12 protein-coding genes are annotated in these 15,337 nt (G+C 36.5%); 7 read left to right on the top strand and 5 right to left on the bottom strand.

Annotated features, from left to right (window positions below):
- Nucleotides 1–195: 195 nt before the first annotated feature.
- Entirely contained in the window at nt 196–852 is a 657-nt protein-coding gene (locus ABIZ51_07205) for a carboxypeptidase-like regulatory domain-containing protein (GenBank protein MEO7088561.1), read from the top strand.
- A 79-nt stretch (nt 853–931) separates the two neighbouring features.
- On the top strand, nt 932–3,433 hold the full coding sequence (locus ABIZ51_07200) for a carboxypeptidase-like regulatory domain-containing protein (protein ID MEO7088560.1): 2,502 nt from the start codon (nt 932–934) through the stop codon (nt 3,431–3,433).
- 361 nt (nt 3,434–3,794) lie between these two features.
- On the opposite strand, the gene ABIZ51_07195 is transcribed toward ABIZ51_07200, so the two are convergent.
- Nucleotides 3,795–4,001, bottom strand: coding sequence for a hypothetical protein (locus tag ABIZ51_07195; protein ID MEO7088559.1), 207 nt, complete (start codon nt 3,999–4,001; stop codon nt 3,795–3,797).
- 157 nt (nt 4,002–4,158) lie between these two features.
- On the opposite strand from ABIZ51_07195, the gene ABIZ51_07190 reads away from it, so the two are divergent.
- Nucleotides 4,159–6,597: a T9SS type A sorting domain-containing protein gene (locus tag ABIZ51_07190; GenBank protein ID MEO7088558.1), complete on the top strand. Its 2,439-nt coding sequence runs from the start codon at nt 4,159–4,161 to the stop codon at nt 6,595–6,597.
- Between the two features lie 103 nt (nt 6,598–6,700).
- Here the strand turns inward: ABIZ51_07190 and ABIZ51_07185 are convergent, their stop codons facing one another.
- Complete coding sequence (locus ABIZ51_07185) at nt 6,701–7,315, bottom strand: WbqC family protein (protein ID MEO7088557.1); 615 nt, start codon at nt 7,313–7,315, stop codon at nt 6,701–6,703.
- A gap of 74 nt (nt 7,316–7,389) precedes the next feature.
- Between ABIZ51_07185 and recR the strand changes: the two genes are divergently transcribed.
- Both recR and ABIZ51_07175 read left to right on the top strand, forming a co-directional pair.
- Nucleotides 7,390–8,010 (top strand): recombination mediator RecR, encoded by a 621-nt coding sequence (recR, locus tag ABIZ51_07180; GenBank protein ID MEO7088556.1) that lies wholly within the window; start codon nt 7,390–7,392, stop codon nt 8,008–8,010.
- Complete coding sequence (locus ABIZ51_07175; protein ID MEO7088555.1) at nt 8,007–9,992, top strand: glycosyltransferase family 2 protein; 1,986 nt, start codon at nt 8,007–8,009, stop codon at nt 9,990–9,992. Before recR ends, ABIZ51_07175 begins: the two co-directional genes overlap by 4 nt.
- 149 nt (nt 9,993–10,141) lie before the next feature.
- On the opposite strand, the gene ABIZ51_07170 is transcribed toward ABIZ51_07175, so the two are convergent.
- Complete coding sequence (locus ABIZ51_07170) at nt 10,142–10,843, bottom strand: hypothetical protein (protein ID MEO7088554.1); 702 nt, start codon at nt 10,841–10,843, stop codon at nt 10,142–10,144.
- A 102-nt stretch (nt 10,844–10,945) separates the two neighbouring features.
- Here ABIZ51_07170 and fabG point away from each other — a divergent pair, with 102 nt between their 5' ends.
- A complete protein-coding gene (gene fabG, locus ABIZ51_07165) occupies nt 10,946–11,692 on the top strand; it encodes a 3-oxoacyl-[acyl-carrier-protein] reductase (GenBank protein ID MEO7088553.1) in 747 nt (248 codons plus the stop codon).
- 77 nt (nt 11,693–11,769) lie between these two features.
- Nucleotides 11,770–13,860 carry a hypothetical protein gene (locus tag ABIZ51_07160; protein MEO7088552.1) on the top strand — a complete coding sequence of 697 codons (2,091 nt, stop codon included), beginning with the start codon at nt 11,770–11,772 and terminating at the stop codon, nt 13,858–13,860.
- A 48-nt stretch (nt 13,861–13,908) separates the two neighbouring features.
- On the opposite strand, the gene ABIZ51_07155 is transcribed toward ABIZ51_07160, so the two are convergent.
- Both ABIZ51_07155 and tsaD read right to left on the bottom strand, forming a co-directional pair.
- Nucleotides 13,909–14,157 (bottom strand): RNA-binding protein, encoded by a 249-nt coding sequence (locus ABIZ51_07155; GenBank protein ID MEO7088551.1) that lies wholly within the window; start codon nt 14,155–14,157, stop codon nt 13,909–13,911.
- Nucleotides 14,158–14,262: 105 nt separating this feature from the next.
- Nucleotides 14,263–15,291 carry a tRNA (adenosine(37)-N6)-threonylcarbamoyltransferase complex transferase subunit TsaD gene (gene tsaD / locus ABIZ51_07150; protein ID MEO7088550.1) on the bottom strand — a complete coding sequence of 343 codons (1,029 nt, stop codon included), beginning with the start codon at nt 15,289–15,291 and terminating at the stop codon, nt 14,263–14,265.
- Nucleotides 15,292–15,337: the final 46 nt, after the last annotated feature.

Here is a 15,337-nt window from a genome sequence, read left to right as displayed (position 1 = left end):
GGTCATGTATCCTTGGTTAAATAAAACAAGCAAGTAACACAATCACTTTTAAAACCTACAACGCCTTGTACAAAATACAAGGCGTTTTTTTATGTCCTTGAAAAGGCACATTGAAAAATTATTTTTTCAAAGATACTTTTATCCTAATCTGTACGTTTTCGTACATTTGACAACAAAACAATAGCCTACTTATTTATGCAAAAACTCATTTCCTTCTTTGCCTTCCTCTTTTTGTTAGGAAGCATCCCTTCTGCTTCAGCGCAGAATAACTCGAAAAAGAAAGACAATCAAAAAAACATTCTGATACAATTTTCAGGTGTTGCTGTAGATCACGACAGTTTAAAGCCGATTCCCTTCGTCAGTATTATGATAAAACATTCTAATCGAGGTACTATCAGTGATTATTTTGGCTATTTTTCATTTGTGGCGGAAACAAATGATACGATTGAATTTAACGCTTTGGGTTACCGGAAAATTAATTACATCATTTCAGACACGCTTTTAACAGACAAATATTCCTTAATACAAGTGTTGAAGAAAGATACTTTTAATTTGAAAGAAACACTCATTTATCCTTGGCCAACCAAAGAACAATTTGAAGCTGCTTTCTTAAATTTGAATACTCCCAACGATGATTTAGAACGTGCTAAAAAGAACATGGCGCTGGCGCAGAAGAAAGAATTGCGCTATGGATCGAAAATGGATGCAGGTGCCAATTATGCCAATTACATGGAGAACCAAGACAGTAAATTATACAGTACCGGACAATACCCTGTTATTAGTTTGTTAAACCCCCTTGCTTGGGCAAAGTTTATTGAAGCATGGAAAAGCGGGCAACTGAAAGTACAATAATTATCCGATCAAATAAGTGAGAAATAAGTCCCTGAAAAACACTTCCAAGAAATATTTTTTCAATCGAAAAATTAGTTTTTTGACGTGCCTATTACTCTTCTTTTTCCTTCCTTCAAAAATACTTTATGCACAGGACAGTGCAAGTGTATCTGGTTTTGTATTGGCGCAAGATAGTACGCCGATTGAAGGTGTTACTGTTTCTGTTTTTGGATTGGCAATTACACCTGCTTATTCTGATGCACAAGGACATTACCTCCTCAAAATTCCGGCAAACAAAGCGCTTCAATTGGTTTTTTCTGGATTGGGTTACGAGGAAGAAAAAACAACAACGATTGATTTGCAAAAAGGGCGAATGATAAAAATCAACCAACAGCTTTTTCCTTCTGCGAAAAGCAATTTGAAAATATTAGAAGTAACCGACGAACGAGACCGTTCCACTGAAATGACCCGCTTAGATTCGAAATTGATAAGCGCGATGCCCAGCCCTTCCGAGGATTTCAATGCACTGCTGATGACCCAACCCGGTGTGCATACCAACAATGAGTTAAGTTCCCAATATTCTGTGCGAGGAGGAAATTATGACGAGAATTTAGTGTATGTAAACGATATAGAAGTGTATCGTCCCTTCCTTGTTAGATCAGGAGAACAGGAAGGATTAAGTTTTATAAATCCAGACATGGTTTCATCCGTTTTGTTTTCTGCCGGAGGCTTTGAAGCTAAATACGGAGATAAAATGTCCTCTGTATTAGACGTAAAATACCGCCGACCCAGAAAGTTTGCTGGTACGGCTTCAGGTAGTTTATTAGGAGGATCACTCCATTTAGAAGGCTCTTCCGATAATTATCGTTTTACTTGGATTGTAGGTGTTCGACAAAAAACAACGCAATATTTATTGAATAGTTTAGATACCAAAGGCGATTATAAACCTTCGTTTACCGATGTGCAAACCTATCTGACCTATGATTTATCGGATAAATGGGAATTGGATTTTTTAGGAAACCTCTCGAGAAATAAATATTTAACCGTTCCTCAATCGCGTCAAACCTCTTTTGGTACCATTAACCAAGCGCTTGATTTACAAGTGTATTTTGGTGGACAAGAAGTGGATCAGTTTGAAGCAGGGACGGGAGCTTTTTCGCTCATTTACCATCCAAATGAAAAAACGAATATCAAATTTATTGCTTCTGCCTACAAAGATATTGAAGATGAAACGTATGATATTCTTGGGCAATATTACATCAATCAATTGGAAACAGATTTAAGTAAACCCACCTTCGGACAAGTAGCGTACAATTTAGGAGTAGGTTCTTTTTTGAATCATGCACGTGATTATTTGAATGCTACTGTTTTTAGTCTTGCCAATAAAGGAACCATTAATTATGGGAAAAATCAATTTTTATGGGGGCTAACCTATAAACTCGAAAACATCACCGATCAGCTTAGCGAATGGAACATGATTGATTCCGCAGGCTATTCACTGCCACAAACACCTGCCAACGAAATTACCTTGCAAAACGTAGTGAAAGCAAACAATACCATCCTTGCCAATCAAGTAGAAGGATATGTTGAAAATGTGTGGACAAAACAATTGAAGGATACCTCGCACATCACTTTAACAGCTGGCATCCGTAGTAATTATTTAGACCTCAATCATCAAAATGTAGTTAGTCCACGTGCCACGTTTGCCTTCAAACCACATTGGAAAACAGATATTTTGTTTCGCGCTTCTTCTGGCTTTTACTATCAACCGCCTTTTTTAAGAGAGATGCTCGATTACAGCGGCAACCTGAACACCAACGTAAAAGCGCAACAGTCCATTCATTATGTGCTGGGCAGCGATTTGAATTTTAAGGCTTGGGATCGCCCCTTTAAATTTACGGCAGAAGCTTTTTACAAAGCCTTGAATGACATTGACCCTTACGAAATTGACGATGTACACGTTCATTATTTTGCCAATAACGATGCAAAAGGTTATGTAACTGGTATTGATATGAAAGTGAGTGGAGAGTTTGTGCGAACACTTCAATCTTGGGCAAGTTTATCCATTATGCAAGCGCGCGAAGAAAGTCCAGATTACAGTTATTATACCTTTTACAACAGTGCAGGACAACAAATCATTCCGGGATATACCTATAACAATATTGCTACTGATAGTGTGAAACACAATCCTGGTTATATCCCGCGCCCAACCGACCAATTGGTAACGTTCAGTATCTTTTTTCAAGATTATTTACCAAAATTCCCTGATTTTAAAATGCACTTGGGTTTGATTTTCGGAAGCGCATTGCCTTTTGGTCCGCCAGATCAAATGCGTTATAAAGACACCTTAAGAATGCCGCCTTACCGAAGAGTGGACATCGGCTTTTCGTATCAAATTTTAAAAGAAGGGCGGAAACTTTCTCCTCACAATGCTTTTAATCATTTAAAATCCATTTGGCTTGGCTTGGAAGTATTCAATATTTTAGACATCAACAATACCATTTCTTATACTTGGATAACCGATGTAAATGGCAGGCAATATGCCGTTCCGAATTACCTTACCACGCGTGAAGTAAATTTACGTTTGGTGGTTGGTTTTTAAACGGTTGAAAAAATAATTTTCGAAACGATGCTGAATGGCTTAATAGAACAATATGAAAAGTACAAAAATTACTTCCCCGCAGATATTTGGGCATATCTCCTTATCACTATTATCATTATTGTAGGTGTGTTGTTTTTTGTTTGAAAACACAATTTTGTAAACCTATTTTTCGGGTATCTTATTTCGAATAAAGTCCTGTCTTAAATCCTCTCCAAAGAAGAGGAATTTTTTAATACTCCCTTCTCCTTTGGAGAGGATTTTGGTGAGGCTTCTAAAATGAAACATTGCCAGCGCGCGTTCAAAAAATATTTTTTCAATCTGCACATACGCACATTCTCAAATTTGCAAATCATTCCACATTTTAAATTAAACATGCCATACGTTCATCTGCGCGTGTCATAAGTTCAGCTGCGCGTGCCATAAGTTCAGCTGTGCGTGCCATACGTTCATCTGCGCGTGCCATACGTTCATCTGTGCGTGCCATACGTTCATCTGCGCGTGCCATACGTTCATCTGTGCGTGTCATAGGTTCAGCTGCGCGTGTCATAGGTTCATCTGCGCGCGCCATACGTTCAGTGTAACTTGCCTCATGTTAGGCTCAACTTTTAATGTGCTTATGCAACATTATCAGCCACTTATCCCTAAATACCCACCACTTATGAAGTTTTCGCTTATAAAACAATAAAATACATTTATCCTTACATGCAAATTAAAAAAAAGGATAAATGAATATCTCTAAAAAAATAGTTTTTGTATTGATTTTGTTTGTAGTATATCTGCCAGTTACAAAAGCGGCGGTTACAATAACGTCAAATTGTATTTCATCATCCTATACTGTTTACCCAGGCAATACTGCTCAGCAAGTTGTAGAACTTAAAGTGAAATCGAATACCTCGGGTTATTTTATTTATAGCTTGACAATAAATGCCTTAGGCTCCACTGCTATCACTACAGATGCAAGTAAAATACATATTTATTATACAGGGACTATGGCTACATTTTCTACTGCTACTGAATTGATAGCTGGTGGTTCTGCTCCAGCCTTAGCTTCCACTGTTTATACTGCTACTACACCTTATTCAATAGCTACTACAGGTACGCACTATTATTTTTGGATAGCGTATGATGTAAGTGCGAGTGCTGCTGGGGGAGATGTTTTAAATGCTCAATGCACCAGTTTCAATATAGGTACTTCGTCTCCAGGTACTAGTACTCCAACACCAATACCAACACCAACAGGTGTTTTAACAGTAGCAGCGCCTCCAGGTGGTGTAAGTTCTCCAAGTATTTGGTTTGAAGCCAATACAAACGTTACGCCTGCAACAAATGGCTCTACAGTTACTAATTGGAATTCGCTTACAAATGATATTCTTTTAACACAAACAAATACAGGAGTTGGTCCTGTTTATACCACTAATGCTGCTAATTTTAATCCGGCTGTTAGTTATACCAATAATAGCCCTGTTAGTTGGTATGGTTCAAGTACAGATGTAGAAGCACTTGACGATGGAAGTTCTGGTGCTGATAGTTGGACAGAACAAGAGGGTTTTGTAGTACAACAATTAAATCCTGCTATTGAAGGGTATGTTGGAATTGTTCACGAATGGAAACAAGATAATCTGGACTTAGGCAGAGAAGAAGTATTTGGAACTGGATTATATTCTGAGCATGAAGGAGGCAATGATTTTTCGAATGCAGCAGCAGAAACATATATCAACGGAGTTCAAACACTTTCTCATGCTTACTATTGGAATTTATGCAGAGTAACAAGAAGCGCGGTAACTACAAGTGCAGGCTTTCAAATTGGAGAACAAGATTTAGGACATCCAGGTGATGCAAGTAATCATCCTCGTTTTTCTTGGGGGCTTATAGCCGAAACAGTATTTTATCCAGCTACATTAACTGCAGCACAAACCAACAAAGTAGAATCTTATTTGTCTGTTAAATATGGTCTTACCCTCGGTGGTAATGGTGCTACCACTATGGCATATACCAGCCCAAATGCTACTACTATATGGGCTGCAGGAACAGGGTATCATTACAATGTTACTGGGATAGGTGCCGATGTGGCTTTAGAAGGTTTAAATCAGCCTAAATCTATTACAACAGGAAATACTATTAGTGATGTCATTAGTATGGCAAATAGCAATTATGCAGCACCTGTTACTATGGCTGATGGTACTTATTTGATTTGGGGAAACAATGATTCTGCACTTTATGCAGGAGGTAGTAAAAAGTTTTCATCCTTATGGATGGTTCCTGTAGGAACTCCGATATATACTCATGGAGGTCCTTCCACGGCTATTTATGATCAAATACAACGTGTATGGCGTACACAAAAAACAGGAGCTCCCGCAGGCAATGTTATTATTGCGGTGGATATGAGCCAAGTTATGGGACCAGGTGGTTTAGGTACCAATGCCAATGCAGATGTAGTATTGTTGGTAGATAATAATGCTAAATTCGGAGATGGCTCTGCAGGAGAATATACTATTACGCCCAATGCAGGTTATCCTGCAACGAGCGGTACTATTTATTTTAGTGTTCCTTATAGTGATTTTTCGGCTGTTGGTTATTTTACAATAGGTTCTATTAACCAAGCGGCAGCTCCATTGCCTATTAGTTTACTTTCTTTTACTGGAGCTTGTAATAATGGTGTAACCACACTTAATTGGAGTACTGCTTCGGAAACTAATAATCATTATTTTACCATTCAAAGTACGGTGGATGGTAGTAATTGGACAAACGTGGCAACTATTCCGGGTGCAGGAACAACCACACAAACAAAGAATTATTTTTTTACTCTTAATGAAACTTCGGGAACCAATTATTACCGTCTTTCTCAAACTGATTACGATGGAAACACCGTATCCTTTAATACGATTGATGTTACTTGTAGCGGTAATGCGGAGAAGAGTTGGGTTGTTTTCCCAAATCCGACTAACGGACAATTTACGTTGCAACTTAACGGTGGTATGGAAAAGGATGTGCAGAGTATTCAAATATACAATGTGTTAGGACAAGAATTGTTTTCTGTTTCTGCTGATAATACAGTTATACAAGCTATTCAAAATATTGATTTATCTCGATTCTCGAAAGGAATGTATTTCGTGAAGGTGCAAACACTAAATCAAGTGCAAACTAAAAAAATAATCGTTCAATGAATTGGGAAATAAGCGTTCATTCCAAGATATTTTGGACAATGTTGTCTGTTTGTTCCCTATTGTTGATTTTGTATTTTATAGCATAAGAAACAATTTATTCAGCTTAAAAATATTCCGTCGCTTTTGGTCCTTGGTTAAAAAGCAAATCCACAATGCTTAAATTGGGAATAAATCCGTGTTTGCTTTCAAAAACCTGCGTATAAGTTTTTGCTTTATAGACAAAAGGTTCAGCGCTTTTTCTGGGGGTAATTTTATTTCTGAAATCCAACACGCTTTCATAATTCTTTTCGTAAGCAATTGTGTTTTTTATACTCGGATTTATCTTCAACAATTTAAAAAGCAAGATTAAAAATTCGTCGTTATAGTCCTTCAAAAAAATATTTTTTTGAGAGCGATAAAAAGGCGCGAAATCATCTTCATAAAACTCGAAAAAAGGTGAACGCCGATATGCTGATTGCATGGAACGCCAATGCAAATGCTGCCAATTGTGATCGTACGCAATCCGAATATCCTTTGTTAAGGTGCGAATTGAATTTTTTTCAATCGGAATACTTAAACTCAATAAACCGTTGGCGCCGTATATCTCGCAACGATTGCGATAGGTTTGTTTCGGGAAATGTTCGAACGCTTCCATCGAAACACTTGGATGCTCCGTCAGTATTTTAAAAAACGCGATAGGAGGAAGGTAAGCTGATGAAACGATTGCTGTTGTTGGCATTTTTGTTTTTTCTAATATAATAGAGCGGCTCAAAAATAATCAAATCCTTGCAATTTTTTTCCTACTTTTGAAAAATGAATTTTTCATCTTCTCTGATTGAACAAGCTGTGGAACAATTTTCGCGCCTGCCAGGCGTAGGAAAGAAAACCGCGCTTCGTTTTGTATTGCATCTGTTAAAGCAAAATAAAACGGATGTAACCAATTTTGGAACTACTTTTTTGCGTTTGCACGATGAATTGAAATATTGTAAAAATTGCCATAATATCTCAGACACAGAAATTTGCGGAATTTGTTCTTCGGGAAATCGAGATCGCTCTACACTTTGCGTAGTGGAAGATATTCGCGATGTGATGGCAATTGAAAATACATCGCAATACAAAGGATTGTACCATGTTTTGGGCGGAATTATTTCTCCAATGGATGGAATTGGTCCATCCGATATAACGATTGAATCGCTCGTGAAAAAAATTTCCGAAGGCGAAGTAAATGAAGTCATAATGGCGCTGAGTACCACGATGGAAGGCGATACCACCAATTTTTATATCTATAAAAGATTGAAAGAATATCCAATTCGTATTACCACAATTGCCCGCGGAATTGCAATTGGCGACGAATTAGAATATGCCGATGAAATAACGCTCGGTCGCTCTATTGTAAACCGAATGCCGTATGAAAATTCGCTTACAATAAAATGAAAATCAGCATCATCATTGTCAATTACAACGTCCAATATTTTTTGGAGCAATGCTTGTATTCTGTTCGCAAAGCTTCGGAAAATATAGAAGCAGAAATTTTTGTGGTCGACAATCATTCGGTTGACGGATCGGTTGCGATAGTGAAAGAAAAATTTCCAGAAGTAATTTTAATTGAAAACAAAGAAAACACAGGTTTCTCAAAAGCCAATAATCAAGCCATTCTCAGAGCAACAGGAAACTATATTTTATTATTGAATCCAGATACGTTGGTAGAAGAAGATACCTTTCGAAAAATTATTTTTTTCATGGACGAACATCCGGAAGCCGGCGGTTTGGGCGTAAAAATGTTAGACGGAAAAGGAAATTTTTTATCGGAATCAAAACGCGGATTGCCCACGCCTTGGGTGGCTTTCTACAAAATATTTGGTTTTTCACAAGTATTTCCGAAATCGAAAAAATTTGGAAAATACCATTTGGGATTTTTAGATAAAGATAAAACACACGAGGTGGATATCCTTTCGGGCGCTTTTATGTTGCTTCGAAAATCCGTGTTGGATACGATTGGTTTGCTGGACGAATCTTTCTTTATGTATGGCGAAGACATTGATATTTCCTATCGCATCAAGCTCGGCGGATTTAAAAATTATTATTTTCCGGAAACTCGCATCATTCATTACAAAGGCGAAAGCACCAAAAAAAGTAGTGTTAATTACGTATTTGTATTTTACAATGCGATGATCATTTTTGCGAAAAAACATTTCTCCAAAAAAAATGCAAATTTATTTTCGACGCTCATTAATATGGCTGTTTATTTACGCGCTTCAGTGGCTTTGTTGATGCGCTTTTTGAGGAAAATAAGTGTGCCTTTTTTTGATGCTCTTATTTTATTTGGAGGACTTTTTTTATTGAAAAAAATATATGCCGAATGGATTAAATTTCCGGATGGCGGAACATATCCCGCCCTTGTCATAACGCGTATTTTACCGCTTTATATTTTCATTTGGCTAAGCGCTATTTTTGTAAGTGGCGGATACGATTATCCGATAAAAATCAAAAAAATTATTCGCGGTATTTTGTTGGGCTCTGCTGGAATTCTGATTGTTTATGCCTTGTTGCCAGAGTATTATCGTTTTTCGAGAGCCATTATTTTACTTGGAACTGTTTGGGCAATTGTCGGATTGGTATCCGAACGTTTTATTTTGCATCTGCTTAAAATAAAAAATTTCGAACTTAATTCCACCGAAAAAAAACGAGTATTAATTGTAGGCGAACAACTCGAATGTGAACGTGTTCATGCTTTGATAAAGCAAATGGAAATTCATCCGAAATTTATTTCTTACGTGGCGCCCGATGGATATCCATACGATCAAAAAAATAATTTTTCGGGGAGTATAAATCAGTTGAAAGAAATTATTGAAATTTATAGAATTGATGAAATTATTTTTTGCGCGAAAGATTTAAGTGCACAACGCATCATGGATCAAATGTCGCAGCCGATGAATGCAGACATTGAATATAAAATTGCACCGCCCGAAAGCCTTTCTGTGATTGGAAGTAATTCCATTCATGCATCTGGAGAATTGTACGTAATTGATATTAATTCCATTGCGAAATCAGCTAACAAACGGAATAAGCGTTTGCTCGATTTTTTAATAAGCCTTTGTTTTATAATAACGCTTCCGCTGAATATTTTTATCGTGAAAAATAAAAAAGGCTTTCTGAAAAATATTTTTTCGGTACTGTTTGGAAAGCTTTCTTTTGTAGGTTACACGTCGAATACAAGCGTTCAAGAAAAAAATAAATTAAAATTACCGGAAATAAAAAATGGCATTTTAAATCCGACAGATGTATTGTCGAAAAAAAATATTTCGGAACAAATGTTGAACGATATGAATATATTGTACGCCAAAGATTACAAGCCTTTCAGCGATATTATTATTATTTGGAAAAATTTTAAAAAATTAGGAAGAAGTTTTAATTGATTTAAAAATTGGAAGATTTACCAATTATCTTACTGAAATAAGAAATCGGCATCTTGAATTCTTCTTTGTTTATAAGACAAAAGAAAGAAGATAAAAAAAAGGATAGAAAAAATAATTTTTCTATCCTTTTAAAGAAGAACTAAAATCAATTATTTACTTGCCGCAGCGTCTTCACTTTTTCCAAACTTATAATTCAAGCCAATTACAAAAGCCCCGTAAGCCGAATTAGTTGGAGCATATTTAGGATAAGCAATTGGATCACTTAAATTTTGTCCTAAGCCGTCAACACCTTTTAAATCGGTTAAACCGTAAGCAAAACGCAAACCTGCTGTTAAAAATAAATGATCGCTCAATTTGCTGTCAACGCCAAAACCTAAAACGGCAGCGATATTGCTTGTCGCGAAATAATTAGAAACATCTATAGCACTGGGATTCATCGAATTTTTATAAGTAGCGCTATTTACAATTTGATATTCTGGTCCGATTTCAACATACGCACCTTTTGATTTATAGCGAAACAAAAGAGGAATGGAAAGTTCGTTCAAAGAATTGGTAGAAGTATAAGAAATAGAACCATTTGTACCAATTTGTCCCGAATATCCTTGCACGTGTTCGCCTTGCAAAACATTTAGCAGTATACCCACGTGCTCGTTAAATTCCATGCGTAAATCCAAGCCGTAATCATACCCAAAAGCGGCTTTGTAGTTTAGCGAATTTCCAGCATTGGAAACATTGGTATTAAATAGCCAAGTGGATGCTGCCGAACCACGAACTCCGATATAAAAACCTTGTGCTTGAGTACTTGTTGCTGCAATGAATGTACAAGCAGCTAAAAAAAATATTTTTTTCATAGGATTGTTTTTTGAGTGAAACAGATATTGCTTTTTCATCTATCTTTGAATGGTTTTTTATTAAAAAAAGACAAAGCGAAAGTATAAAAAAATAAAATGAATATGAAATTATTAGAAGGAAAAATAGCACTTATTACTGGAGCCTCTCGTGGCATTGGGAAAGAAATCGCGAAAAAATTTGCGGAACAAGGTGCAAACATCGCTTTCACGTATTTATCTTCCGTTGAAAAAGGACAAGCTTTGGAAGAAGAATTGAAAGCGTACGGAATAAAAGCAAAAGGATATCGTTCGGATGCAGCCGATTTTAAAGCCGCGGAAGAATTAGCCAACAACGTTGTTGCCGATTTCGGAACGATAGATATTTTAGTAAACAATGCCGGAATTACACGCGACGGTTTGTTGATGCGAATGACCGAAGAACAATGGGACACCGTAATAAATGCCAATTTAAAATCGGTATTTAATTTGACAAAAGCGGCGCAAAAGCCGATGTTGAAACAACGCAAAGGTTCGATGATTAATTTGACTTCGGTGGTGGGCGTAAAAGGCAATGCCGGACAAGCAAATTACGCGGCTTCTAAAGCTGGAATTATAGGATTTACAAAATCGGTTGCCTTGGAATTAGGTTCTCGAAATATTCGTTGCAACGCTGTTGCGCCTGGATTTATCGAAACAGAAATGACAGCTGCTTTGGACGAAAAAGTAGTGCAACAATGGCGCGATGCCATTCCTTTGAAACGCGGTGGAACAGGCGAAGATGTAGCCAATTTGGTTTTGTTTTTAGCATCGGATATGTCGGCGTACATTACCGGGCAAGTTATTAATGTTTGCGGTGGAATGCTGACCTAAAAACGATTTGAAAAATTATTTTTTCGAAGCCGAAATTTTATTGAAAAATTATTTTTCTACTGTGCAATTTATCTGAAATGGGATTTACCATCATCACCGAATATCCTTTGTGGTTCAGCATTTTTTGCATTTTGCTTGGTGCTTTGTATTCTTTTGCTTTGTATTTCCGAGAAAAAGGCACGTACGCATTTTCGAAAACAATTTTAATTTTAACCGCATCATTTCGTTTTTTGACGGTTTCTTTTTTAGCATTTTTACTTTTATCTCCACTCTTAAAAGATACTTCTCGAACTACCGAAAAACCTATTATTGTTATTGCTCAGGATAATTCTTATTCTTTAATACTGACAAAAGATTCTTCTTTTTACAAGAATCAATACAAAGAAAATCTTCAAAAACTAATTGCGCATTTGTCTGATAAATACACGGTTGAAACATATTCTTTTGGAGAGAAAATCACGCAAAATATCAATTATCAATTCAATGAAAAGGAAACAGATATGGCTGCGCTTTTCGGCGAAATAAACGATCGTTTTAAGAATAGAAATTTGGGCGCAGTTATTATTGCATCCGACGGAATTTACAACAAAGGCAGTAATCCGATTTACGCTTCCGAAAAAATAAAAGTACCAATTTACACGGTTGCGATGGGAGATACGACCGTAAAAAAAGACCTCGTTTTACAAAAAGTAGAACACAACAAAATCGCTTTTCTGGGAAATACTTTTCCGTTGGAAATTGTTTTGCAAGCCAATCAGTTAAAGGGCGAAACGAGCACACTGACTGTTACAAAAAATAAACAAGTTTTATTTACGAAACCCATATTTATTTCGGATAATTCTTTTCATTTAAATGTTCCGGTAGAATTAAATGCGGATGAAAAAGGCACACAACGCTATCACATCGCGCTTACGGAAGCAAATGGCGAAACGAATTTAGAAAACAATTCACAAGATGTTTTTGTGGAAGTGGTAGATGAAAAGCAAAAAGTGTTATTACTTTCGGATGCGCCAGATCCTGACATGGGTGCGCTGAAACAAGCCATTGATGCAAATCAAAATTACGAAGCGGAAGTTTATTTATTGAGCGATTTTACGAAACCTTTGGCGGCGTATAATTTGGTGATTTTAGATCAATTGCCTTCCTTAAAAAATAAATCAATTCCATTGTTGAAAAAAATAGAAGAGCAACATATTCCGGTGATTTATATTGTAGGTTCACGTTCTGCTTTGCCCGAATTTAATGCCTTACAGACTGGTTTAAATATATCTTCTCTGACTTCTCAAACAGATGAAATCACGATTTCTTACGATGAAAACTTTACGCTTTTTACGCTGAGCGATGCGTTCAAAAATTATTTTTCGGAGCTGCCTGCAATGAAATCTCCTTTCGGAAATTATAGAATGGGCGCGGCTGCCAACGTTTTGTTTTATCAAAAAAATGGCGCAATTACTACTCAGAATCCATTGATTGTTTTCAATCAAAATGCAGATAAAAAAAATGCAATAATTGCTGGAGAAGGTTTGTGGAAATGGCGTTTACACGATTACTCTGACAATTCCAATTTTGATTTTTTTCAAGAATTAATTGATAAAACCATACAGTATTTATTAGTGAAAGAAGACAAAAGTTTTTTTCGCATCAATGCCAATCATACTTTTAACGAAGATGAGCCAATAACAATGGATGCAGAAGTGTATAACCAAAGTTACGAGTTGATAAATGGAGGTGATGTATTGATTCATTTTACAAACGATGCTACCAAGAAATTTGATTTTACATTCAGTAAAACTTCCAATGCGTATCATTTGGAAGCAGGCGAATTGCCGACTGGAAATTACACGTACGAAGCCACTACAAAAGTGGGCGATAAAATGTATTCGAAACGCGGTGCATTTGTAATTAATCCTTTGCACATCGAAGCGGTAAACGCGGTAGCGGATCATCAATTGTTGTATCAATTGGCGCATTCGCACGACGGCGAAATGGTGTATCCGCAAGACTTGCAGAAAATTTCCGACGCATTGGACAAACGCGACGATTTAAAATCGGTAGTGTATTCCGAAAAAAAACTTTCTGATTTGGTAGATTTGAAAGCAGTATTTTTTCTCCTTTTATTTTTACTGAGTGCAGAATGGTTTTTGCGAAAAAGAAATGGTGCGTATTAATCGCTTCAAAAAAATAATTTTTCGAAGTACCTTTTTTGAGAAAAAAACTTAGCGTCTTTTTTCGTCAGCTTCTTTAATCACTAATTTTTTTCCTTTTAAATCCTTGTCGTTAAGGCTTTCGATGGCTTTTAAAGCATCTTCTTTTTTCGCCATTTCCACAAAAGCGTAACCTTTCGATTCGTACGTAATTCGATCGTACACAATTTTGGTGGAAATAACTTCGCCGAAGCGCGCGAAAATACTTTCTAACACAAATTCATTGATGGATTCTTCGATGTTGGCAACAAATAGTTTCATAGCGACGACAAATATAAATTTTAATGTTCAATTTTAAAATAAATCAAATTTTGATTTTGAAAAATATTTTTTCGCGTTTGAAAAATTATTTTTTGAAGATTCCTTTTACCAATCGTATCGAGCAGTTGGCGCTACATTTTGTTCTGAAAAATCTTTTTTTAGAAATTTTAAATATCCCGTTATGGCAATCATTGCAGCGTTATCCGTGCAATACGCTTGTTGAGGAATAAAAATTTTCCAATTTTTTTGCACTGAAATTTCGTGTAATTTATTTCGTAATCCTGAATTCGCCGCCACTCCGCCAGCGATTGCAATTTGAGAAATTCCCGTTTGTTCCGCTGCTTTTTTTAATTTTTCTGTTAAGATATTGACAATACTTGCTTGGATAGACGCACAAATATCAGCTTTATGTTCTTCAATAAAATTTGGATTTAGTTTTGTTTGTTTTTGGATGAAATATAAAAAAGCTGTTTTTAATCCGCTGAAACTAAAATTCAAATCAGGCACCAATGGCACCGGAAATTTAAACGCCAACGGATTTCCTTCTTGCGCCAATTTATCAATAAATACGCCACCGAGATAAGGAAAGCCAATTATTTTCGCAATTTTATCAAAAGCTTCTCCCGCAGCGTCATCCATTGTTTGACCGATTATTTCCATTTCAAAATAATTCTTTACGAGCACAATTTGTGTATGTCCGCCAGAAACGGTAAGGCACAAAAAAGGAAATTCGGGCTTCGAAAAATTATTTTTTTCATCGTCAATAAAGTGTGCTAAAATATGCGCTTGCATGTGATTTACTTCAATCAAAGGAATGTTTAAACCGAGCGAAAAACCTTTAGCGAAAGACGCACCGACCAATAAAGAACCAATTAATCCGGGACCACGCGTATACGCAACAGCGGCTAAATCTGTTTTTTTGACATTGGCTTTTTTAAGTGCTTCGTCTACTACCGGAATAATATTTTGCTGATGCGCTCTGGAAGCTAATTCTGGAACCACGCCGCCGTAAGATTCGTGAATTTTTTGATTGGCGATACAATTGGCAAGCAATTTGCCATCAACAATCACAGCAGCTGCGGTATCATCGCAAGAAGATTCAATTCCTAAAATTATTATCGTTGACTGCGTCATAATGTGTAACTTTGCCTTGCTCACAAGGCAAAAAAGAAAATAAATA

Source organism: Bacteroidia bacterium, assembly GCA_039924845.1.
In the GTDB taxonomy this organism is placed as follows: domain Bacteria; phylum Bacteroidota; class Bacteroidia; order DATLTG01; family DATLTG01; genus DATLTG01.
The sequence above is the reverse complement of the archived record's forward strand: the minus strand, read 5'-3'. Positions and strand labels throughout refer to the sequence as shown.